This window comes from uncultured Arcticibacterium sp. (assembly GCF_964021845.1).
Classification (GTDB): Bacteria; Bacteroidota; Bacteroidia; order Cytophagales; family Spirosomataceae; genus Arcticibacterium.
Genome location: NZ_CAXHZC010000001.1, coordinates 1464606 through 1486164, shown reverse-complemented (window position 1 = coordinate 1486164; position 21559 = coordinate 1464606). Strand labels below are relative to the sequence as shown.

Below are 21559 nucleotides of genomic sequence, written 5' to 3'. Positions count from 1 at the left end.
CGAAAGCCCAAGAGCCACAATAATCGATGTACTAAGTCTTAATTTTTCATCTGGATGCTGTTTAAGGTCCAAAATAGAAATTTCTCTAGTGTGAGGCTGCCTTTTAGACCATATGGATTTACTTTTAAGAAAGAATATATTTGAATAGTTTCCATTATTATTGCTCTACTTATTATCTACAAACGATAGCCGCAGGCGAAAAGTCAAACAGATGAAATCCAAAATAGAAACGCTTAAACCAAATGAATTTTTAGAGTCTTTCATGAGCTTTGGGTCAAAAAGAAATGACATATTCAGACAGGGTTACGAAGATTTTTATATTGCACGCTTACAAGATTTAACCGAAATCTCTAAACCTCCGGTGCCGCCCGTAAAGGCAAAAACGCATTCACTCATTTTTCTGACAAGTGGCGTATTGACAATGAAAGCGGGTTCAGAACCAATTAAAATTCATGAGAATGAATGTATTATTATTCCTGAAGGAAAGGTTTTTAGCCATAGTGAAGAAAACTTCAAAGAAGGAGAGGAGGGAGAAGGTTTTATTTGTGGTTTTAGTGATGATTTTTTAATCGGACAAATTGGAAGTCGGGAATTATTGAAATCATTCGAATTTTTGACTGTTTGGGGGAATCCAATTATTAAACTCAAAAACCAATCGGCAAAATATTTAGCCCAAGCACTAGTTAGAATGCTGGATGAGTACAGCACTAAAGGGCTACAAAATAAACTTATCCTTCAATCTCATCTTATTGCTACTCTTTGTGATATAAATGTGGATTATCGGCCTCTTTCTAGTCATAAAAACAAAACTGCCATTGAGCTGACCAACAGGTTTATAGAATTGCTTCATAAAAATGTAAAGTCCATACATCAGGCATCAAGCTATGCTTCTATGCTTAATATCAGCCCTAATCATCTGAATAAAAGCATTAAATTAATAACGCAGAAATCTCCATCTGGCTGGATTAAAGAGTCTATAATTAGCGAAGCGAAAGTTTTACTTTTTCAGACAGACCTTTCCATTCAAGAAATCGCTTTTGAATTAGGATTTAATGACCCATCCTACTTTAGCCGCTTATACAAAAAGCAGGAAGGTTTAACACCCGCTCATTATAGAAAAATGATTGATTAGTCCTAATATCAAATTGTTTCTTACAGAATCCTAAGCATCTTCCGCCTATATCTTTGTTGAAGATTTCTAGGCAGGGTCAATAATCATTGTGTTTGGCACTAATTAGAACCCATTTTAAAGAAAATAATAGTGATTCTTGTATTCAAAACCACAGTGGAGACTGACGAAGATATCCGAAAATTAAAACCTAAACTTGATGATTTGTCCGCTGATTTAGAGTGGAATTTTGATTTAGAGGATTGTGATAAGGTTTTAAGAGTTGAAGGTTTTTGCATCTCGCCTATGGCAATTATCAATCTTTTAGCTGAATCAAGTTTTGAGTGTGAAGAGTTAGAATAAAAAATATGACAAAGATGAAAGCCGTTTTATGCAGAGCGTATGGAAAACCAGAAGTATTGCAAGTTACTGAGCTAGATAAACCTATTCCGAAAGAAGATGAACTATTAGTAAAAATTCATGCTACGGCAGTAACTGCAAGTGATTGTGTTATTCGTGGATTAAACCCTCCTGGTGGTCATAAATTTCCAATGAAACAGTTGATGAAATTTGGAATGCGACTGTTTATGGGGTTTTCAAAACCACGAAATCCTATATTGGGTTTGGTCTTTTCTGGTAGAATAGAGGCAACTAATAAGAATATTGAAATCTTGAAGGAAGGGGATGAAGTATTCGGATTTACAGGAATAAGTAGAGGAACTTATGCGGAGTATAAATGTGTGTCTGCTAAAGAAATTTCTTCGGGAGAGGTGTTTTTGAAACCTAAAAATGCCAGTCATGCAGATGCGGCCGCTGTTGTTTATGGAGGAACATTGGCATTACACTTTATGAAAAATGCAGCTATTAAAAAAGGACAGAAAGTCCTGATTTATGGTGCTTCAGGTGCAATAGGTACGGCAGCTATTCAAATAGCCAAACATCATGGAGCAATAGTTACGGCCGTGTGTAGTGAAAGAAATTTTGACTTAATGGCTTCACTTGGTTCTACTTTAATGATTGATTACACCAATAAAGATGCAAGAAATGAATTAGAAGAATACGATTTTATTTTAGATGCGGTGGGAAAAAATAAAACTTCCGATTTAAAAGATGCCTGTAAAAACTCACTTAGCCCAAACGGAAATTATGTATCTGTGGATGATGGTTTTTTAAAAATAGAACCCGATTATTTACCAAAACTAAAAGCGTCTTTTGAAGCGGGACAATTAAGAGCAATAATAGATAGGACTTATCCTCTGGAAGACATTGTAAATGCTCATGAATACGTAGAGAAAGGACATAAAAAAGGAAACGTGGTAATTCATGTATGACAATACTTTAGGTAAATCTAAACGAACAGGGCAGAGGCCTGTCTTGTTGGGAAGTTTACTGGGTCCAAAAGGTCTGACCCACAATAATTAATATACTAAGTCTTAATTTTTCATCTGGATGCTGTTAAGTTCTAAAATAGAAATTTCTCTACAGACAGCGTGAAGTATGTAGAATTAAAAGTGTAGTCTTCTCTCTTCAGAAATATAAGTTTATTCACCGTTAAGAAACGTTTACAAACGGATAATTATCTAGTATAATGGCCCCTAGTAGCTCAAATAAATAAAAAACATCTTAGATTAGTGTATCATACAGAATGGGTATGGTGAATGTGTATTATATCTTACCGTTGTAGGGCATTTAAAGAAACTAAATATTGAGCAAGAAACTTAAATATGGGATTTTGATGATTGGAGTAATAGTTCTAATCGGATTTGGACTTAAAGGGAGAATTACTCACGAACAATTTGATTCCTACAGGTGGAAAAATTGGACTGAATCGGAAACTGAATGGTCACTACGTTGGGAAATGATGAATAGTTTGAGAAATAATTACGAACTAAAGGGATTGACAAAAGCTCAAATTATAGAATTATTGGGTGAACCTGAATCTAAAACAAAGAACGAATTTGGCTATTTTTTGGGATATTCAAAACGCGGAATAAACACAGGAAGAATGACAATTAATTTTGAAAAGAACAAAGTCACTGACTTTTCAGTTTGGGACGGATAGAATGAAAAGATATTTGACAATAAAGAACATTTTAATTGCTATCGGAATAATTCTTTTCGACTTGAGTGTCTACGTATTCCTTGGATTATTGCTAATGAATTATGACGATTTCTACGATGAATCCAAAGGTGAATATTGGAGTTTGGAAAGCATGGACTTTTGGCAAAAAGCAAATTACATCGGATTGAATATATGGCATTTGATTAATCTTATTGTAATTGGATATGTGATTTACAGAGTGATAAAAATAATAAGAAAAAACGCCCTACAACATTCTGTATAGGGCATACCCTTCGGGATACGCACTATAAAGTGGCCGTTACCAGGCATAAGTCAAAACCACATTTATTGGAATTTTTGCCATGAATATAATTTCTCTTTCAAATAAAATATTGACCTAATGACATCTAATCAGCCAATAGAACCAAAACAAAGGATTGAAATTCTAGACATTCTAAGAGGTTTCGCTTTACTTGGAATCATTTTCATGAACATGGCATTTTTTAGCGGATACGTTTTTATGCCCTTTGATGATCTTAAACAAATAACTGATTTTCAGTTAGATGAAAAATTATATTCGTTTTTAGGTATCATAGTAACAGGAAAGTTTTACACCCTCTTCTCCATTCTTTTTGCTGTTGGATTTTATATTCAATATGAAAAGAATAAAGAAGATTCTGTTAATTTTTTAAAGACATATCGAAGAAGGCTGTTTTTTTTGTTATTGATAGGACTCTTGCACAGTTTAATTTGGTTTGGAGACATTTTACTTGCCTATTCAATATTTGGTTTTATCCTCATTTTATTCCGGAATGTCAAGTCGAAAAATCTATTTCTTTGGTCGTTATTTTTCCTGCTTTTTCCACTTTTAATTGATTTGTCTCTCTTGCCATTTTCTGAGGCTTTGAGTTCTGCTAGTCCTGAAAAAACAGCTGCCATTGCACATGTTCAGTATCCGGATATGACAGTTGAAGCAGTTATAAGTACATTCCAGAATGGTTCACTTGCAGACATATTCTTTTTAAACATTCATAATCTTGTCTGGAAATACTTAGGTTATATTCCGTCAGGGGGGTATTTTAGATTCCTTGGAATTTTTCTTCTTGGTTACTATTTCGCTTCCATTGATTTTTTTACAAAAAAATCAAAATCAACATTATTGCTAATAGCCAGTTTAACCGTAGGTCTTCTGGCTACTTTTTCAGCTAAAATAATTGGTGGAAGTTCCTTTATGTTCCCGCCAACTTTATTAAATATTCTTTATAAGCTATTAGTATTAGCTGGCCAGATATTTATGTGCATTTTCTATATAACTTCCATATTTAAGATTGCTGAAACTTCGATAGGTAGAAGAGCATTTAGATATTTAATTCCTATGGGGAGAATGGCTCTGAGCAATTACTTGTTTCAGACTATAATTATGATTATTATATTTTACAATTTTGGATTTAATTTAATTGGTAAAATCGGTTTATTACATACATCAGGTATTGCTGTTCTTGTTTTAGCATCGCAAATTATTCTTAGCACTATCTGGTTAAGACATTTCAAATTTGGCCCCTTGGAATGGGTTTGGCGTAGCCTGACTTATAAAAAGTGGATAAATATCCGTTATCCAAATAACTAAACTGATGAAGTTGAGGCATGGTAACAATTAGGCTCGAATGTAGCGATTAAGGCCCTTTCGACCATGTTTTAGAACGTTTTCTTCAATGGCGGGTAAATCTCTTTTGTTGAAGGTTTTATCAGCCTCTGGCTAATATTGGAGTTTCCGTGAATCTAAACCAGTAGGGGAGAAACTTGCGAGCACCTTGCCCAAACAGAAAGTTTAGGCAAGGTGCTTTTGGTTGAACTCTTATTACTTTGGTTTGAATCTGGTGTATTTCCTAGTATCGGTATGAAGGCCAATGAACATCATTTCTAGGTTAAAAAGACCTCAGTGATTTTTATAGGATTAAAAGAAGTCTGATTCTTTTTTTATAATGTTTATTAACCCTTAAGAAACGTTTACAAACGGATAAGTCTTTAATTTAAAGTGTTTTCTAGGGAGCCTAAATCATTAAATAAAGTATTAGATTAGTGTCATATAGAATGGGTGTTATATCTAACCGTTACCTGCTACCAGAAAAACCGTACAGATAACATAATACGAAAATCAACCAATCTTTTTTGTCATTTGACAAACTCCCAGTAAAATGCAATGACAACCTTTGTGACTATGGACAATTTAATAAACTATCTGTTGGAATTTGGGCAGCTAAATCAACAGCAAATTGACTTGATAAAGAGAAAAGCACAGGTATTGGAGTTGAAAAAGGGCGATTACTTTTCCGAAGCAGGAAAAATACCAAAACAAGTAGCTTTTATTGAAGAAGGTATTTTACGGGTATGTTACTATAACAGCAAAGGGGATGAAATCACCAAATACTTTGTTGATGAAAACAATTTTGTAGTGGACATAAACAGCTTCAATCAAAAAATTCCCTCTTCAGAATATGTACAGGCTGTAACAGATTGTACACTACTTGTATTTTCTATAGAATCACTTAACGATTTGTCAAATACTATCATTCTGTGGGACGGCATTATCAATAAAATAACAGAAAAGGCATTGGTTGAAAAGGTAAATAAATTAAGTCCGATGTTAGCCGAAGATGCCAAAACAAGGTATCTAAATTTTCTTGAAAAATTTCCAAATTTAGCCAACAGAATTCCGCTTTCCTATCTCGCTTCTTATTTAGGAATCACGCAATCATCATTAAGCAGAATTCGAAAAAGCATCTGAATTCATTATTTGCCAAATGGCAAAAGTTTTTGCTTTTGAAGTGCTGAACTTTGTTTCATCATTTTAATAAAAAAACATGGATTCAATAATTATTACAGGAGCAACCAGTGGAATTGGTTTTGAGTGTGCTTTACAAATGGCTCAAATTGCCAAGAACGAACAAATTATCATTCCTGCCAGAAATATTAAAGCAGGAAAAGTAGTAATAGAAAAAATAAAAACCAAAACAGGTCATAAAAACCTAAAATGCTTGGAATTAGATTTGGCTTCTTTAGCATCGATACGAAAATTCTCTGAATCATTTGCCAAAGAAAAAAACAATTCCATTTCTATCTTGATAAATAATGCAGGAGTACAGAATATTGGCGAAACACAATTTACGGCAGATGGATTTGAACAAACGTTTGGTGTAAATCATCTCGGTTCGTTTGCCTTGACTATGCAATTATTACCCTTCGTGAAAAATGACGGACACATAACATTCACATCTAGCGAAACTCACGACCCAGCACTCAAAACGCCAATAGAACCACCTATTTACACCAGTGTTCAAGAGCTTGCTTTCCCAAAAGAAACTTCCGAAAAACCTAACATAGTAGGACAAAGAAGGTATTCTACATCAAAATTGTGTAACATAATGACCGCTTATGAATTACAAGAGCGATTAAAAAAAACAAACATTAGGGTAAATGCCTATGACCCAGGAATGACACCAGGAACAGGACTTGCCAAAACTTATTCACCTGTTATGCGATTTTTATGGAAAAACGTATTCCCTGTTTTGACAATATTAAAAAGCAACGTACATACACCAGCCCAAGCAGGAAGAAATTTAGCAAACCTTGCTTATTCTGAAAAGTACAAAAACTTAAAAGGAGTTTATTTCTCGGATGGGAAAGTAGTTAAAACATCTGTTGATTCTTACAACAGGGATTTTCACAAAAGCATGTGGAATGGTAGCCTCGAACTGACAAAAAACACATTTAAGTTTTAATATAAAGAAACTTAAAAAAAAACAGCTAAAAATTAGGCTCGAATGCAGCGATTAAGACCCTTTTTACCATGTTCTAGAAGGTTTCCTTCAATGGTGGGTAAATCTAGTTTTGTTGAAGGTGTTATCAGCCCCCGGCTAATATTGGAGTTTCCGTGAATCTAAACCAATAGGGGAGAAACTTGCGAGCACCTTGCCCGAACAGAAAGTTTAGGCAAGGTGCTTTTGTCACTTAGGCTCTCAGGTAGGGTAAGCGGACTAAAAGAGTGCAATTTAAACTTCCAATGAAAGCTTTAAATGCCCACCGAGACCTTTCTGGATGATCTTCATTAAAGTGGAAAGTCTGATGTCTGAATTGTTGTTTTCAATTCTAGAAATATATGATTTGTTGGTACCACATTTAATGGCGAGTTCTTCTTGAGTCATACCAAGTTTAGTTCTCGCTTCCTCCAAAAGCACACCAAGTTTAAATGCTTCAAACTCTTGTTCCCAAGCTTCTCTAGCAGGCTCACCTTGTTTGCCATACTTGTCGTCCAAAATTTGGTCAAGCGTAGTAATGTTATTTACCTCTTTCATATTCTTCTTTTATTTTAAGTGCTTTTTCAATCTCCTGTTTTGGTGTCTTTTGAGTCTTCTTTTGAAAGGCATTGCCTAAAACCACTAAGTTTCCTTTATCAAAAAAGGAAAATATCCTGTAAATATTTGAACCGACCTCTACTCGGACTTCATAAAGTCCTTTGGTATTCGTGAGGTGTTTGAAATACTTAATAGGTACTTGATTATTGGTTTCAATAAGCTTTAAAGTCCATTCTATTTTACGCTGAACTTTGTTGTCTTGTGCTTTATAAAAGTCCAAAAAGTAGTGTTTGTATGCTATTACTTTTCTATCCACAGAATAAAGTTAACTACTTAGACAACATTTTCAAAATCAATTAAGTTTCTGGTTCTTTAGTTTTGATTGTAATCCGTATTAAGACCAATGAACATCATTTCTAGGTAGAAAAGACGTCAGTGATTTTTATAGCATTAAAAGAAGCTTGATTGCTTTTTTATAATGTTTATTAACCCTTAAGAAACGTTTACAAACGGATAGGTCTTTAATTTAAAGTTATATAGGGAGCCTAAATCATTAAATAAACTATTAGATTAGTGTATCATACAAAATGGGTATGATTAATATGTGTTATATCCATTCGTTGTAGTCTATTAAAACCAACCGCATTTGAAGGAATTTCCAAAAGATATAAAATTCAAGTACTCATGGAGGAGTTATCAGCAAAGGGTGCTTGATGAATTGGAAACTCATCTCGAAGACGATCATCTTCATGTTATCGCACCGCCAGGTTCGGGGAAAACAATACTTGGATTAGAAGTCGCCTTAAGATTGAATAAGCCAACACTGATTTTTGCACCGACCATTGCTATTCGAAATCAATGGATTAAACGGTTTACGGAGTTGTTCCTTCAATCTGACGAAGTGCCTTCTTGGATATCTCATGATATAAAGAAGCCCCAATTTCTTACCATCTCAACGTATCAAGGACTTTTTGCTGCATGTTCAGGCATAAAAGAACAAACCGAAAACGAAGCGAATGAAGAGGAAAGAGAAGAAGGATTTTCTGAAAGTAATGCACGATATTCTTCAAAAGAAGCAAGTGAAGTTATTGCTCGACTCATAAAACAAGGTATTGGAACCATAATAGTTGATGAAGCCCACCACCTAAAAAATGCATGGTGGAAATCACTCGATGAAGTGAAGTTCCATCTTTCCCCAACCATTGTTGGACTTACAGCAACTCCTCCGTATGATGTCAGTTATACCGAATGGAAACGATATCTCGATTTGAATGGCCCAGTTGATGCAGAAATTTCAGTTCCCGAATTGGTTGTGGAAGGAGATTTATGTCCCCATCAGGACTATTTGCTGTTATCTAGTCCAACTCCTGAAGAAAACACCAAGCTAGTCGAATTCAGAAACACAATTGAGCAGTTAGTAGAATCAATAAAAAGTGATTCAGCACTAAAAAAGACACTCTCTAACCTTCAAATATTCACTCATCCTGAGCAAGAGCTTGAATGGATTTACTCTAATCTTGAAGAGTATTCAGCGACCATAATCTTCCTCAATTCAATAGGTGGTGAAATAAGTACAGTTCACTTGGAGGTAATCGGAGATTCCAAAATTGAAATTCCAGCACTAGACTATGAATGGTTAGAAATACTCCTGAAATTCTATTTGTACTCGACTGCTGATTTCCTTCAAGGAAATGAACAACATAGAGAGGAGCTACTAAATAAGCTAAAAAGGCATGGAGCTATTGAGCGAAAGAGTATAACACTAAGAAGTGTCGAAAAGAGAAGAAAGCTTCTGAGTTCTAGTTTAAGCAAACTAGAGAGCGTAAATAAGATTGTTGAGTTCGAATCAGAACAACTTGATGAATCCTTGCGGATGGTAATTCTGACCGACTATATACGAAAAGAGTATTTGGTCAGTGGCTCAGAGAACTCTCTACCAATTAATAAAATTGGTGTTCTCCCTATCTTTGAGAAGCTCCGAAGAAATAAGGGAGTAGACAGAAATATTGGGGTACTCACAGGCTCAATAATCATCATTCCAACGATTATCGTTCCCAAATTCAAGCACATATGCTCACAACATGGTATTGACTCTATTTCTACCAGCGATTTACCCTATGATTCAGCATTTACTCAGATAAGAAATTCTGAAAGGCTCAAGCATGAGATTGTACATATCATAACTCATCTCTTCGAGGAAGGGCATATTCGAATTTTAATTGGAACAAAATCATTACTAGGAGAAGGCTGGGACGCACCTGCCATCAATTCACTCATACTTGCAAGCTTTGTAGGCTCTTATGTTCTTTCTAACCAGATGAGAGGACGAGCTATTCGAAAATTGACAAGTGACGACAATAAGACAGGAAACATCTGGCATCTGGTCTGTGTTGACCTTGGTGAAACAGAAGGAGGGGCTGATATAGAACTTCTAAAAAGGCGATTCAAGGCCTTTGTGGGTGTATCATATTCATTAAATCCTTCGATAGAAAGCGGAATTGATAGAATGTCAATTCCTAGTCAATTTCATTCTCAAAACGATATTGAAGCATTCAACCAGAAAATTTACGAACTAGCCAAGAATCGAGATGGTTTGAGATCCGCATGGAAAAAGGCACTGGAAGATGGGAACATCCTAGTCGAAGAAATAAAGATTCCCTTTCCTAAAGGTGATTACCAAAAAGCTAAATCTATGAGCCTAAACAGAACAATGGCGTACTTATTCGCTGTGCTTGGTTCAGGCTTGATGGCCTTTGGTGAAACCAGTTTTGAAATTCTAATGAGGAATATGCGAAACATAAGAAGACCTGAAGACTTGTTATGGTGGATTGGAATTCTTGGAGTTATTGGACTCGGGATATTTGGTCGTCTACTGTTTAAGTCGTTAAGGCTTTTCTTAAAGTATAGAGATATTTCAAAAGACCTGAAGAATATTGGAATCGCTTTATTGGATACACTATGTGAGCTGAAGCAAATTACCACTGACCGAAACAAGCTAGACGTTGAAGCTACTCAGAGCGAATATGGAGTGGTATATTGTCATTTGGAAGGAGGTTCGACTTTTGAAAAGTCGTTGTTCATTCAGTCACTAATGGAGATTGTTGATGAAATAGACAATCCTAGGTATTTGATAGTCCGAAAAAGTTCATTGCTAAGCTTAAAAGAGCAACGGGATTATCATTCGGTTCCAGAGAGTATCGGACGACTTAAAAATATGGCTCAGAAGTTTGAGAAAAATTGGAGAAATTACGTTGGTAGTTGCGAACTGATTTTCACAAGGAACATAGAAGGAAGAAAGATTCTGCTTCGTTCTCGACTAAACTCCTTGGCGACAGAGTTAGAAGGTAGAATTGAGCGAGTAAATAAATGGAAATAAAACAGACTACAACAGGGTATATAAATCATAGCCGCCTATCGGCAGTCTACGCTTCATATACTAACCGTTGATAGCAATATTGAGAACCTATTAAAATGAAAAGATTTTTAGAATTTATTTTTATTGGCTTGCTTTTTTGCAGTTGTACAAGTAAAAGAACTGAATTGGTGCTTCTTGGAACTGTTCATCAACCTGTCCAAAATTTCACACCTGATAGCCTTTACAATATCTTGACTAAGGTCAAGCCGGACTTGATACTTTTCGAGGTGGATTCTTCATTCTTTAACAAAGAGTTTGACTTTAAGAAAACGTGGGAAAGCAATGAAAATATTGCTACTGTAAAATACATGAACAACTTTGATGTGGATGTAAGGCCATACGAATTCACAGGTAGAAATGAATACAGAATAAAAATTGGGTCTCGACCAACAGATAGCAAAGCATTCGAATTATTGGATAGTCTTTATAGAAATAAACAGTTGAACTCGTTGGATAATCGAATTTACCAAAACTTCCTTGAAGCAAATGATACCCTTAATTCATTTGCCTATTTAGGGGCCCGAGCCTTTAATAATCCTGAAACAGATAAAGCTGCTAAAGTCAGGCAAAAATATCATTATAAAAAACTTTTGGGCATCATGTCTGAATATCCGATTTTCTCCGACACATATTACGTTAAAAGTGATGGTGATAGCATTAGTTATTTTGAAGGTTTCAAAAAGGCATCAGAATTTTGGGATTTAAGAAACCAAACAATGTCTAAAAATATTTTGCACTTTGTTAGAGAATATCATGGTAAGAAAATAATCGTATTGAATGGTTATTTTCACAGGTATTATTTGAACTCTTTAATTAAGCCTAAAGAAGAAGAGTTCAATTTTACTATAAAAGAATTTTACGAATATTAAATACAGCTACTGTAGTCTTCCTTTTTTTAGACAGCCCCAAAAACAAAAAAAACTCCCCTAAAACTAATTAGGGGAGTCACTATATTAGGGGTTTTACTTCAAAGTACTTGGGCAAACGTAGGCCGTTGTGTTAAACAAACCTGATTTGTTAATGGCTCCAAAGCCACCCATTACATCCACCACCTCATAGCCTCTGGCTTTTAAGATACTAGCTGCCATCATAGAGCGGTAGCCACCTGCACAGTGAATGGTGTATTTTTTGTCACGGTCTAGCTCTGCCATGTTATCATTGATGAAATCTAAGGGAAAGTTTGGCACATCTTCTACGTGCTCCGCTTCGTATTCGCCAGGTCTTCTCACATCTATTACATTGATGTCGCCTTCCATTCTTTTGGCTAGCTCGCTTACATCTATAGACTCTATAGTGTCTACTTCGGCACCGCTTTCTTTCCATGCCTCAAAACCACCTTTTATATAGCCAATGGTGTTATCATAACCCACTCTGGCTAGTCTAATCACGGTTTCTTCTTCTTTACCAGGCTCGGTAATTAAAAGAATCTCTTGTCTTAAATCTGGAATTAAAGCACCTACCCACGGGGCAAACTGGCCGTTAAGGCCTATGTTTATGGCATTCGGGATAAATCCGGCTGCAAAGTCCTGAGCGTCGCGGGTATCTAAAACCACGGCACCGGTTTCATTAGCAGCAGCTTCAAAAGCGGCAGGGCTTAAAGCCTGAGCACCTCTGTTCATCACCATGTCTATAGACTCGTAACCTTCTTTGTTCATTTTGACGTTTTCAGGGAAATACTGTGGAGGTGGAGCTAGTCCGTCTGTTACCTCTTTTATAAATTCCTCTTTGGTCATATTAGCTCTTAAAGCATAGTTGGTTTGCTTTTGATTGCCCAGCGAGTCGGTAGTTTCTTTACTCATGTTTTTACCACAGGCAGACCCCGCACCATGAGCAGGATATACCGTAACGTCATCGGGCAGTACCATCACTTTGTTTCTTAGGGAGTCAAATAAATGACCAGCCAAATCTTCAATAGTCAAGTCTGATTTTTGAGCTAAATCTGGTCTTCCTACATCTCCTATGAAAAGGGTATCTCCACTAAAAAGAGCAGTTTCTTTACCATTCTCGTCTATCAAAAGATAAGAGGTAGATTCCATGGTATGTCCCGGAGTGTGTAATACTTTGATGCTTACATTACCTAATTGGAACGTTTGTCCGTCTGTAGCTATAATGGCATCAAAACCCGTTACGGCGTTTGGTCCATAAACTATTGGAGCACCAGACTTCTTTGATAAATCTAAGTGACCAGAAACGAAATCCGCATGGAAATGCGTCTCAAAAACATACTTGATTTTATGATTCTCTTTTTCGGCTTTTTTTAGGTAAGGTTCTACTTCACGTAGTGGGTCTATAATAGCCACTTCTCCTTCACTTTCTACGTAGTACGCTCCTTGTGCAAGGCAGCCAGTATATATTTGTTCTATTTTCATTGATGTAATATTTATTAGTTAAATAACTCTATTTTTCTCTATTAAGTTTATAGTACAATCTCTTTAAGCAGGATGTAAACAGCCATAATTAAGACAAACCATCCAAAGGATTTCTTCAGCTTTCCGCCAGGAATAAACTTGGTCAAATAAGTGCCAATAAATATTCCGACAATGGAAAGTCCTGTGAAAATCAAAAGGAAGTTCCAGTCGATTACTTGGTTTCCGAGGTCACCCACAAAGCCAATTAATGACTTAGCCGCAATAATCAAAAGGGAGGTGCCTACCGCCATTTTCATGGGCAATCTCACCAATAAAACCAAAGCAGGTATTATCAAAAAACCGCCACCTGCACCTACCACACCTGTCAATGTTCCTACCACCAAGCCTTCTGCCGCAATCAGCGGGATTTTGTACTTAAGGGCTTCGTTTTCGTCAGATTCAGGTTTGTTATCTGTAATCATGGAGTAAGATGCCATTAACATTACTAAGGCAAAAAGCACCATGATGGCCAGGTCTTTAGTGATGACCATGCCACCTAGAGTAAATAACTCCTCTGGTATGGCCGGCATCAAATATTTTCTGGTTAAGAAAACCGCTATAAAAGAAGGAATGGCAAAAATGATGGCCGTTTTGTAGTTCACTAAGCCCTTCTTCATATAGTTAAACGAACCAATTAAGGACGTAGAGCCAACTATGAAAAGCGAGTAGGCTGTACTAAGCACTGGATTAAAACCCAGTAAGTAAACCAAAATTGGTAAGGTTAAAATGCTTCCGCCACCGCCAATAAGCCCTAAGCTTATTCCTATTACTGTGGCCAATGCAAATCCTATAATTTCTGTCATCTTTTCTTCTTTGTGATTTATCTAATACAAATGTACCTGCTTCATGCTCCGCATCCTGTGACGCTTGTTACATAGCTACATTGGAAGCTTGTCACGAAACTTTCCGAATACCCATACACCAGCTATGGCAGAGAGAATAGTTACTATAATAGCCATATAACCAGCACCTAACTGTGCATAAAGTGGACCAGGGCATGCTCCGGTAAGTGCCCAGCCAAGTCCAAATATTAGTCCGCCGTAAATCTGTCCTTTGTTAAATATCTTAGGATTAATAACCACTTGCTCGCCGTTTATAGTCTTAATATTAAACTTCTTAATAAGCCAAACGGAAATAATTCCGGTGATAACGGCAGAGCCAATCACGCCATACATATGGAAACTGTCAAAAAGGAACATCTCCTGAATTCTAAACCAAGAAACTATTTCTCCTTTAATAAAGACCACACCAAACATAGCACCTATAAGAAGGTACTTGAGGTTAGAAAAGAAACTCTCGTTTGATTTTGAAGAGTTTGGGGCTTCGCAAGCCTCAGGTAGTTTTTCTGTTGTATTATTCATTATCAAAAAAGTTTAAAAATGTGAGGAAGAATTAAGTGTGTCATGATTACGCCACCTACCATAAAGCAGCAAGTAGCTACTAAAGAAGGCCACTGTAAATTAGATAAGCCCATGATGGTGTGTCCACTGGTGCAGCCACCTGCATAGCGAGTTCCGAAACCCACCATAAAGCCACCAATAACAAAGAAAATCAAGCCTTTCAAAGAAAGTATTTGGGCTGTGCCAAATAATTCGTTTGGAATTAGTCCTGAAAAATCTGTCAATCCATAAGAAAGCAGCAATTCATGGGTTCGCTCCCCTATGAGAATTGGGTCTGGATTTGCCAATAAAAATGTGGCTAAAAATGCTCCGCCAGCCACACCAACTACAAAAAATAGATTCCAAACTTCTTTACGCCAGTTGTAATCAAAGAATTTGATTCCTGCTGGAATACACATGGCACATACATGCCTAAGAGAAGATGAAATTCCGAGTGATTTATTACCTAAAAGCAATAAAAGAGGTACAGTAAGGCCAATCAATGGGCCGGCCACGTACCAAGGCCACGGTTGTTTTAAAAAATCAAGCATACAATTAAGTAGATTGTTAGAAAGTGTAATTGAAAATTAAATTTAAAGTGCTCATGTTCACTTTGTTGAAAACTTGTTTTGGATTAGCATAGCTGTCTTCAGTGCCTATTTTCCTGACAAATAATGTTTTTATAGTGCCTCCTTTTAACCAGCCTTGAAAGGCGTAGTTGCCTTCTAGGTTTATTTGCGTATAAGAAGGCATGGCATATTTATTTTTACTAGCATCTGTAACATCGGGTAGCCAATATTTGCCTACGCCTAGCTTAAAGTTTAGTTCTTTGGATATGGTATTTTGTATTTTGATACTCGCGGCATGTACATCTGAGGCACCTTCGTTTCTTTCTCTAGGTAAGAAAGTATAAAGCGGTTCGCGTCCCCATTCTCTTGGCATTAAAAACCTTCCTTTGTCGGCTATTCTAGAATAGTTGATACTAGCCTTCCATTTATTAATATCTTTGGATATTTGCCCACTAAAAACTAAGGCTTTTTCGTCGCTGTCAATATAAGATTGGTTAGTGTCTCCGTTTAAAGCGTGCTGGTAAATACCCATGGCGTTTAGATTCCAGCCATTTTTGCTGAGACCAATATTAGTATACCAAGTTTGGAAAACGTCCAGAACAGACATAGAGCCTAATTTTAGCTGAATTCCGTTTTCTGTTTTTTGATTCCATTCGGCTAGTAGGATACCAGGGGTACTAATATTTCCTTGATAATTACCAGCCGTGCCATCAGTAGCTCTTCCCACTGGGTATATACCAAAAGTGTCAGAAACCTTATACCAACTTACAGTGGAACGGGGAGATACTCCATGAATAAATGCAAGCATCAAATTTGATTTATTAGTCTTTAAATTCCCTTCAAAACCACGAACCATAGTCGGACTCATTCTTCCGTCTTGAGGGTTTATGAAAAGGTATTTTGGAGTGAATTGGCCGTACTTTAGTTTGATGTTTTTCTTTTCATATTGAATAAAGAGGTTTTCCAGTCGAGTCAGATTAGTTTTTTGCTCTGGAGCTGTTACATCAAAAAGGCCTAATTCGTATCTGCTAGGATTCTCTGTAGATGGGTCTAAAACGGAAAGGTCTGACGAAAAGACATCGACTATAAAAAAGCCACTAATTCCAGCAGAAAACCCTTTAAATGTAGGGGTAGCATATGCTATCCCTGTTCCTACAGCTAAAGCTTGGTAGTCGTTGAGTGTGCTTTCATTGTCTGTGGCCATGAAGTAAAAGCGTGTTTTACCACTTATTTTGCCTTTGGCCAAAAAAGCAGATAGACTCTCATGCTTCACTGGCTCATTTTCTTGAGCGGAAACATGAAAGACTATCAAAAATGTAATGATGAAGTGTAATAAGGCTTTCACAGAAAGTACTAAAAAGTGGAATTACAAAGCTATCATCATCCTAAATGGAAACATGTAACTTTTGTCACATGGGCCTTACTAAGCTTAATATCCAGCTTTAATGTAGGCGTAGCCCTCTTCTTGTTTAAGTACTATTTCGCCAATTCCATTGGGTACAAAAATGGCACCTGGTATAATCTCTTTCTCTGTTACATTTTTGCCTCTCATCGTGTTTTGACAAACCGCAAAAACGACTCCGTTTTCCATGTTTTTAATAATGGCTTCTTTGGCTACACTTTTTTCATTCATCATAAAGGCTATGGCTCCACCGTGTATTACCACTTCTATTTCTGCCTCTGGCCAGTAGTTGTGCATATTGTTTAATTGACGAGTAAGAGATTGCTGTTCCTTGGTGTCTCCTGTGGCTAAATGGAAGACTATTTTGTGCTTATCTTGAGCTTGAACTCCAAGAGAAGCAAGGAAAATTAGGGCAAGAGCGAGTGCTTGTTTCATTATTTTGTTTTTTGAGTTTCGTACCAATTTTGAATAGGTTTAAATGGACCATATTTATGCTGACTCTTAGGAAAAGGATCTGCAAAAGGTCCAAAAGGATGGTCAATAGGTTTGTCCGCTATATTTGGCCAATCATTTGTTTTATCTTTTTCAGGCCTAGGCATGCTGTCTACATAGGCCGCTAAGTCCCAGGCTTCTTCATCACTTAATTGTGGGTTTTTATGGCTCACGCCAAAGGGCATATTCATTTTTATATAGCCGGCAAATTTTGAGATTCGATACAAACCTGCACCGTCATTATAAGATAATGGACCCCATAGTGGAGGGTAGGTAAATGCTCTTCCGTCTGGTGTTAAAAAGCCTTCACCGCTACTTTGATGACAGCTGGCACACTTACTTTCATAAATAGGTTTTCCGGCTATAGGGTCTGCCGCTCTATCTAAAAATGCTAATGGATAAATCTTAGAACCCTTTGCTTTTTTTCCTTTTGGAACGTCTTGTCCTAACCAGAGGATATAGGCAGCCATGGCTTTCATTTCCTTAACGGTGCTGTCTAATGGGGAGCCGTTTAGACTTCTTTGTAAGCAGCCATTTATTCTACCGTAAACATCTGTTTCTTTGCCCGAGCGTTTTCTTATTTGAGGATAGTTTGCTGCCACAGAAAGGTAATTGTTTCCCCATGGTTTTTGTCCTCCGTCCAAATGACAGTTTTGACAATTAAGTCCGTTTGTTATTTGTTTTTCCGTCCCTTTAAAACCTATGTAGTGAGCTGTGTTTCGTATTAATTCCTCTCCATATTTTAATTGTTCTTTGTTTTCGGCTCTATTCATTCTATTCTGTGATGGAGCTGCAGCTAGTTTTATTTCGGGTACGTATTGCGTTGATGGCTCCATTTGTACATTTTTTTCAGGCCAATTTTCTGAAAAAAATACGGAGAGTTTTATAATAGGGTAAAGCCCTACTAAAAACAGCAATAAGAGCTTTAGGATTGTCAGGATTATTTTACCCTCTTTGATTAATTTTTCGTCTTGTTTCAATTGCCATTACTTTAAGAAGTTTTAAAACTAGGTATATCTAAACTTGTCTAAAGTGAGAGCTGTCACATAAGGACGACTTTCTATTACTTCTGGCTATTTTTTATATGGAAGTTAGGCCTTTAGCTACAATCACTTTTTTTTACGGAGGTATGGCTTATTATCAAGGTATTGCTGTAGGCTTATCGACATTTCATTGTCGAATGATTCTGTCTGCCGATGTTTCGTCCCTAAGGGACATTTTTTTTGATGATTGTTTAATTGCTACCGACGTTTTGTCCCTACAGGACATTTTCTTGTAGAAAGATTCTGTCTGCCGATGCTTCGTCCCTAAGGGACGTTTTTTTTTGCTGAATGTTTAATTGCTACCAATGTTTCGTCGCTAAGAGACATTTCGTTATCAACTGATTATATCTACCGATGTTTTGTCCCTACGGGACATTTCATCGTCGAATTTTTATCTCGTTTTATCCTTTATTCGCTTTTACCATGTTTCGAATTATAGCTGAATAATTGGTTTCTTACTTTGCGGAGGTAAAAAACGAATAGAAAATAATGGAGAAGATTACTGTTGTCTCTTACCCCGAAGGGGTGAAAAATGAATAGAAAATGAAAGAGAAAATTACGGGAGTTTCTTACCCCGAAGGGGTAAAATATGAATAGAAAATGAAGGGTAAGATTATGGTAGCCTCCTACCCTGAAGGGGTAAAAAAGGATAAAATTCATGTAGACGAAAATCCCAAATGTTGGTTTAGGCGATCTTTTTGCCATTCATGCAAAAAAAAGACAAAACTATTCCTCAAATGGTATTTAGCGATATTTTTCAGGAAGATTTGATGGGTTATTCATACCCCGTAGGGGTTAAATATTGGTAGAATACAAAGCGAATATCCATTTATTTTTGGCGACTTTTTTCGTAAAAAAAGGTGACAAAAGTAATCTTCAAATGTAAAAGCTCTATTGATAAATCTCCTCCAAAACCTTTCTGGCTACGGTAGGTTTATAATGGTAGATTTCGTAGTAGTTTGGTAGGGGATTGGTCAGCTCATTCTGCCCTGTGAAATCATAGACATTGGCATTGCCAAAAATCTTATTGACGATGGCCAAATCCTCTGGATTAACTAGCTTTTGGTCATAATTTGGTCCAAAAACTATTTTATACTTGGTGCCGTGTTTATCAAAAATGGCCTTCATGTTATTGAGATAATTGACCTGGTAAGGTTTTATACCCGCACTTGCTGTTGTTTCTTCCTCACTTCTTTTGTAAAACAAATCGCGATTATAATAAGCTAAAGAATCTTCCTTTAGTTGGTCTATGTATCCCTGAAAAATGAAATCATTGTTTACGGGCGTGTAAAGCATGTGTTTGTTTTCAAAAGCTCCATACATATATGCTCGGTACTTTTTGAAAATAAGCTTGTCAAAGAATTTGACGAAGTACATGTCTTTAAAGAATGCCTTAAAAAACACCAATTGATAAAGAAACGGATGCTGCCCACTCCAGTTATAATCTTGAATATGGATTATAGAATTGGCGGTATCTATGGTAGAATTAAAAGTTTCCCCATCAAAAATGACTAGAGCGTTTTTGATGTCGTTTCCTTGCTGGTCTATAAAGTCAATTTTGCTCGCTATTCCTGAGATAATTTCGTTGGAAGCATCAAAATGATAAGGATTTGGGTCGCCTATATATTTTGCCCAGTCTTCCGTGTAGAAAACGCTACTCTTTGAACTTCCAAAAACGAATGATTTATAATCTTGCTCGGCGTTATTGTTTAAGAAAACCTGCGTGCTAATTCTGTTTCGGTTATAACTCTCTAGATAATTATCAGGGTAGGCTTCATAATTTCTGACTACGTGAAAAGGGTCAAAAACAAAGTAGGAAGCCACCAAAAGAAGCATCGGACTACCAAAAACGAGTAGTTTCTTTAAGAAAATAAGGAATTGTTTTCTTTGCTCCATTTAGAATTGAAAGTAAATGAACTGCGTATTAGAATAAACTGCGAAAAAGACAATAGCCCCCAATAAAAGGTAATAGCCACTCCATCTTTGCCATTTTGGTTTGGCATCAAACCACTCGGCTATATTGATGTTTCTTTGCATCCAATGTACTCTTTCCATTAGTGCTACGGCTAATATGGCCACTATTAAGTCTTGCTGACCAATCAGGTTAACTATTTCGGTAAAGCTATGACTTGATTTTGCCGCCATGTTTTTCAATAGATACATGGATTCGCCAAATTGACGGGCTCTAAAAAATACCCAAGCTATACTTACCAAGAAAAATACAATACTGGCATGTATCATTTTTTCTAAGGTTTCATTTTTAAGAAGTCCTATTACTTTCTTCTGGAACTCGCCCGTAAACCTACCAACTATTTGATAAACACCATGTAAAGAACCCCAAATGACAAAGTTCCAGCTGGCTCCGTGCCACAGCCCACTTATCATAAAGATAAAGAAGAGGTTAAAGTATTTACGGAAATTGGAAACTCTGTTTCCGCCCATAGGAATGTAAACGTAGTCTTTAAACCAGGTGGAAAGTGAAATGTGCCATCTACGCCAAAACTCCGAAATACTCTTTGAAAAGTATGGCCTGTCAAAGTTTTTCATGAGATCAAAACCCATGACTCTGGCTGCTCCTAAGCCGATATCAGTATAGCCAGAGAAATCACAGAAAATCTGAAAACCGAAAAATATGGTGGCAATGATAATAGGCATACCACTGTATTCGTAAGGATTGTCATAAACTAAATCAACAAAAATGGCGAGCCTATCTGCTATCACCACTTTCTTAAACATGCCCCAAAGCATGAGTCTAAGACCGCTTACTACACGTTGGAAATCAAATTTGTGCTCTTCGTAAAACTGATAAATGACATTTTGCGGACGCTCAATAGGTCCAGCGACCAGCTGAGGGTAAAACATCACGTAAAGGGCATATCTGAAAATATTATGCTCTGCTGGCACTCTGCCACGGTACACCTCTATGGTATAGCTCATGGCTTGAAAGGTGTGAAAGCTGAGGCCAATTGGCAATAAAATTTCCCAAAGGTCAAAGGTTTCTTGACCAACTCTAAAAAGAACGGCATTAACCGTTCCTATCATGAAATTGGCATATTTAAAAACGGCTAGGACACCCACATTGGCCAAAATCGAAATCACCAAAGCCCATTTCCGTCTTTTTCCTTGTTCTCTTTCTATCCACAAACCCGCAAAATAGTCCACTATAATGGTGAAGACCAGTATCAAAAGATAAGAGACCTTAAACCAAGCATAGAAAACACAGCTGGATGCTAAAAGTAGCCACCATCTATATTTGTGAGGTAACCAAAAATAAAGCAGCGTTACCAGCGGAAAGAAAATAAGAAAAGCGAAGGAGTTAAAAACCATGC

Annotated in this window: 21 protein-coding genes; 10 read left to right on the top strand and 11 right to left on the bottom strand. The window is 36.7% G+C overall.

Annotated elements, in window-relative coordinates:
* Positions 1-211 precede the first annotated feature (211 nt).
* From AADJ06_RS06365 to AADJ06_RS06330, 8 genes are all read left to right on the top strand, one after another.
* Entirely contained in the window at positions 212-1132 is a 921-nt protein-coding gene (locus AADJ06_RS06365) for a helix-turn-helix domain-containing protein (protein ID WP_341225574.1), read from the top strand.
* Positions 1133-1261: 129 nt separating this feature from the next.
* Positions 1262-1471, top strand: a complete 210-nt coding sequence (locus AADJ06_RS06360) for a hypothetical protein (protein WP_341225573.1) — start codon at positions 1262-1264, stop codon at positions 1469-1471.
* 5 nt (positions 1472-1476) lie between these two features.
* Positions 1477-2439: an NAD(P)-dependent alcohol dehydrogenase gene (locus AADJ06_RS06355; protein WP_341225572.1), complete on the top strand. Its 963-nt coding sequence runs from the start codon at positions 1477-1479 to the stop codon at positions 2437-2439.
* Between the two features lie 374 nt (positions 2440-2813).
* Positions 2814-3170, top strand: a complete 357-nt coding sequence (locus AADJ06_RS06350) for a hypothetical protein (protein WP_341225571.1) — start codon at positions 2814-2816, stop codon at positions 3168-3170.
* Between the two features lies 1 nt (position 3171).
* Positions 3172-3453 (top strand): hypothetical protein, encoded by a 282-nt coding sequence (locus AADJ06_RS06345; RefSeq protein ID WP_341225570.1) that lies wholly within the window; start codon positions 3172-3174, stop codon positions 3451-3453.
* A 117-nt stretch (positions 3454-3570) separates the two neighbouring features.
* On the top strand, positions 3571-4797 hold the full coding sequence (locus tag AADJ06_RS06340) for a DUF418 domain-containing protein (RefSeq protein WP_341225569.1): 1227 nt from the start codon (positions 3571-3573) through the stop codon (positions 4795-4797).
* A 591-nt stretch (positions 4798-5388) separates the two neighbouring features.
* Complete coding sequence (locus AADJ06_RS06335; protein ID WP_341225568.1) at positions 5389-5955, top strand: Crp/Fnr family transcriptional regulator; 567 nt, start codon at positions 5389-5391, stop codon at positions 5953-5955.
* A 76-nt stretch (positions 5956-6031) separates the two neighbouring features.
* Entirely contained in the window at positions 6032-6949 is a 918-nt protein-coding gene (locus AADJ06_RS06330; protein ID WP_341225567.1) for an SDR family NAD(P)-dependent oxidoreductase, read from the top strand.
* Between the two features lie 270 nt (positions 6950-7219).
* On the opposite strand, the gene AADJ06_RS06325 is transcribed toward AADJ06_RS06330, so the two are convergent.
* Positions 7220-7522: a helix-turn-helix transcriptional regulator gene (locus tag AADJ06_RS06325; protein ID WP_341225566.1), complete on the bottom strand. Its 303-nt coding sequence runs from the start codon at positions 7520-7522 to the stop codon at positions 7220-7222.
* Positions 7506-7838, bottom strand: coding sequence for a type II toxin-antitoxin system RelE/ParE family toxin (locus AADJ06_RS06320; protein ID WP_341225565.1), 333 nt, complete (start codon positions 7836-7838; stop codon positions 7506-7508). The genes AADJ06_RS06325 and AADJ06_RS06320 overlap by 17 nt, the downstream gene beginning before the upstream one ends.
* A gap of 330 nt (positions 7839-8168) precedes the next feature.
* Here AADJ06_RS06320 and AADJ06_RS06315 point away from each other — a divergent pair, with 330 nt between their 5' ends.
* Together AADJ06_RS06315 and AADJ06_RS06310 are read left to right on the top strand one after the other, a co-directional pair.
* Positions 8169-10898, top strand: coding sequence for a DEAD/DEAH box helicase family protein (locus AADJ06_RS06315; RefSeq protein WP_341225564.1), 2730 nt, complete (start codon positions 8169-8171; stop codon positions 10896-10898).
* A gap of 95 nt (positions 10899-10993) precedes the next feature.
* The gene (locus AADJ06_RS06310) at positions 10994-11806 is read left to right on the top strand and encodes a hypothetical protein (RefSeq protein WP_341225563.1); all 813 of its coding nucleotides are present in this window, start codon (positions 10994-10996) and stop codon (positions 11804-11806) included.
* A 93-nt stretch (positions 11807-11899) separates the two neighbouring features.
* On the opposite strand, the gene AADJ06_RS06305 is transcribed toward AADJ06_RS06310, so the two are convergent.
* The 9 genes from AADJ06_RS06305 to AADJ06_RS06265 all read right to left on the bottom strand — a co-directional run bounded on the left by AADJ06_RS06305 (position 11900) and on the right by AADJ06_RS06265 (position 21557).
* Positions 11900-13306, bottom strand: a complete 1407-nt coding sequence (locus AADJ06_RS06305; protein ID WP_341225562.1) for a rhodanese-like domain-containing protein — start codon at positions 13304-13306, stop codon at positions 11900-11902.
* A 47-nt stretch (positions 13307-13353) separates the two neighbouring features.
* Positions 13354-14148 carry a sulfite exporter TauE/SafE family protein gene (locus tag AADJ06_RS06300; RefSeq protein WP_341225561.1) on the bottom strand — a complete coding sequence of 265 codons (795 nt, stop codon included), beginning with the start codon at positions 14146-14148 and terminating at the stop codon, positions 13354-13356.
* 75 nt (positions 14149-14223) lie between these two features.
* Positions 14224-14706 (bottom strand): DUF6691 family protein, encoded by a 483-nt coding sequence (locus AADJ06_RS06295; protein WP_341225560.1) that lies wholly within the window; start codon positions 14704-14706, stop codon positions 14224-14226.
* Between the two features lie 2 nt (positions 14707-14708).
* Entirely contained in the window at positions 14709-15275 is a 567-nt protein-coding gene (locus AADJ06_RS06290) for a YeeE/YedE thiosulfate transporter family protein (protein WP_341225559.1), read from the bottom strand.
* A 16-nt stretch (positions 15276-15291) separates the two neighbouring features.
* Positions 15292-16638: a hypothetical protein gene (locus AADJ06_RS06285; RefSeq protein ID WP_341225558.1), complete on the bottom strand. Its 1347-nt coding sequence runs from the start codon at positions 16636-16638 to the stop codon at positions 15292-15294.
* 84 nt (positions 16639-16722) lie between these two features.
* Positions 16723-17130: a DsrE family protein gene (locus tag AADJ06_RS06280; protein WP_341225557.1), complete on the bottom strand. Its 408-nt coding sequence runs from the start codon at positions 17128-17130 to the stop codon at positions 16723-16725.
* Positions 17130-18023, bottom strand: coding sequence for a c-type cytochrome (locus AADJ06_RS06275; RefSeq protein ID WP_341225556.1), 894 nt, complete (start codon positions 18021-18023; stop codon positions 17130-17132). Before AADJ06_RS06275 ends, AADJ06_RS06280 begins: the two co-directional genes overlap by 1 nt.
* A gap of 1098 nt (positions 18024-19121) precedes the next feature.
* A complete protein-coding gene (locus tag AADJ06_RS06270) occupies positions 19122-20126 on the bottom strand; it encodes a hypothetical protein (RefSeq protein WP_341225555.1) in 1005 nt (334 codons plus the stop codon).
* Entirely contained in the window at positions 20127-21557 is a 1431-nt protein-coding gene (locus AADJ06_RS06265) for an MBOAT family O-acyltransferase (RefSeq protein ID WP_341225554.1), read from the bottom strand.
* Positions 21558-21559: the final 2 nt, after the last annotated feature.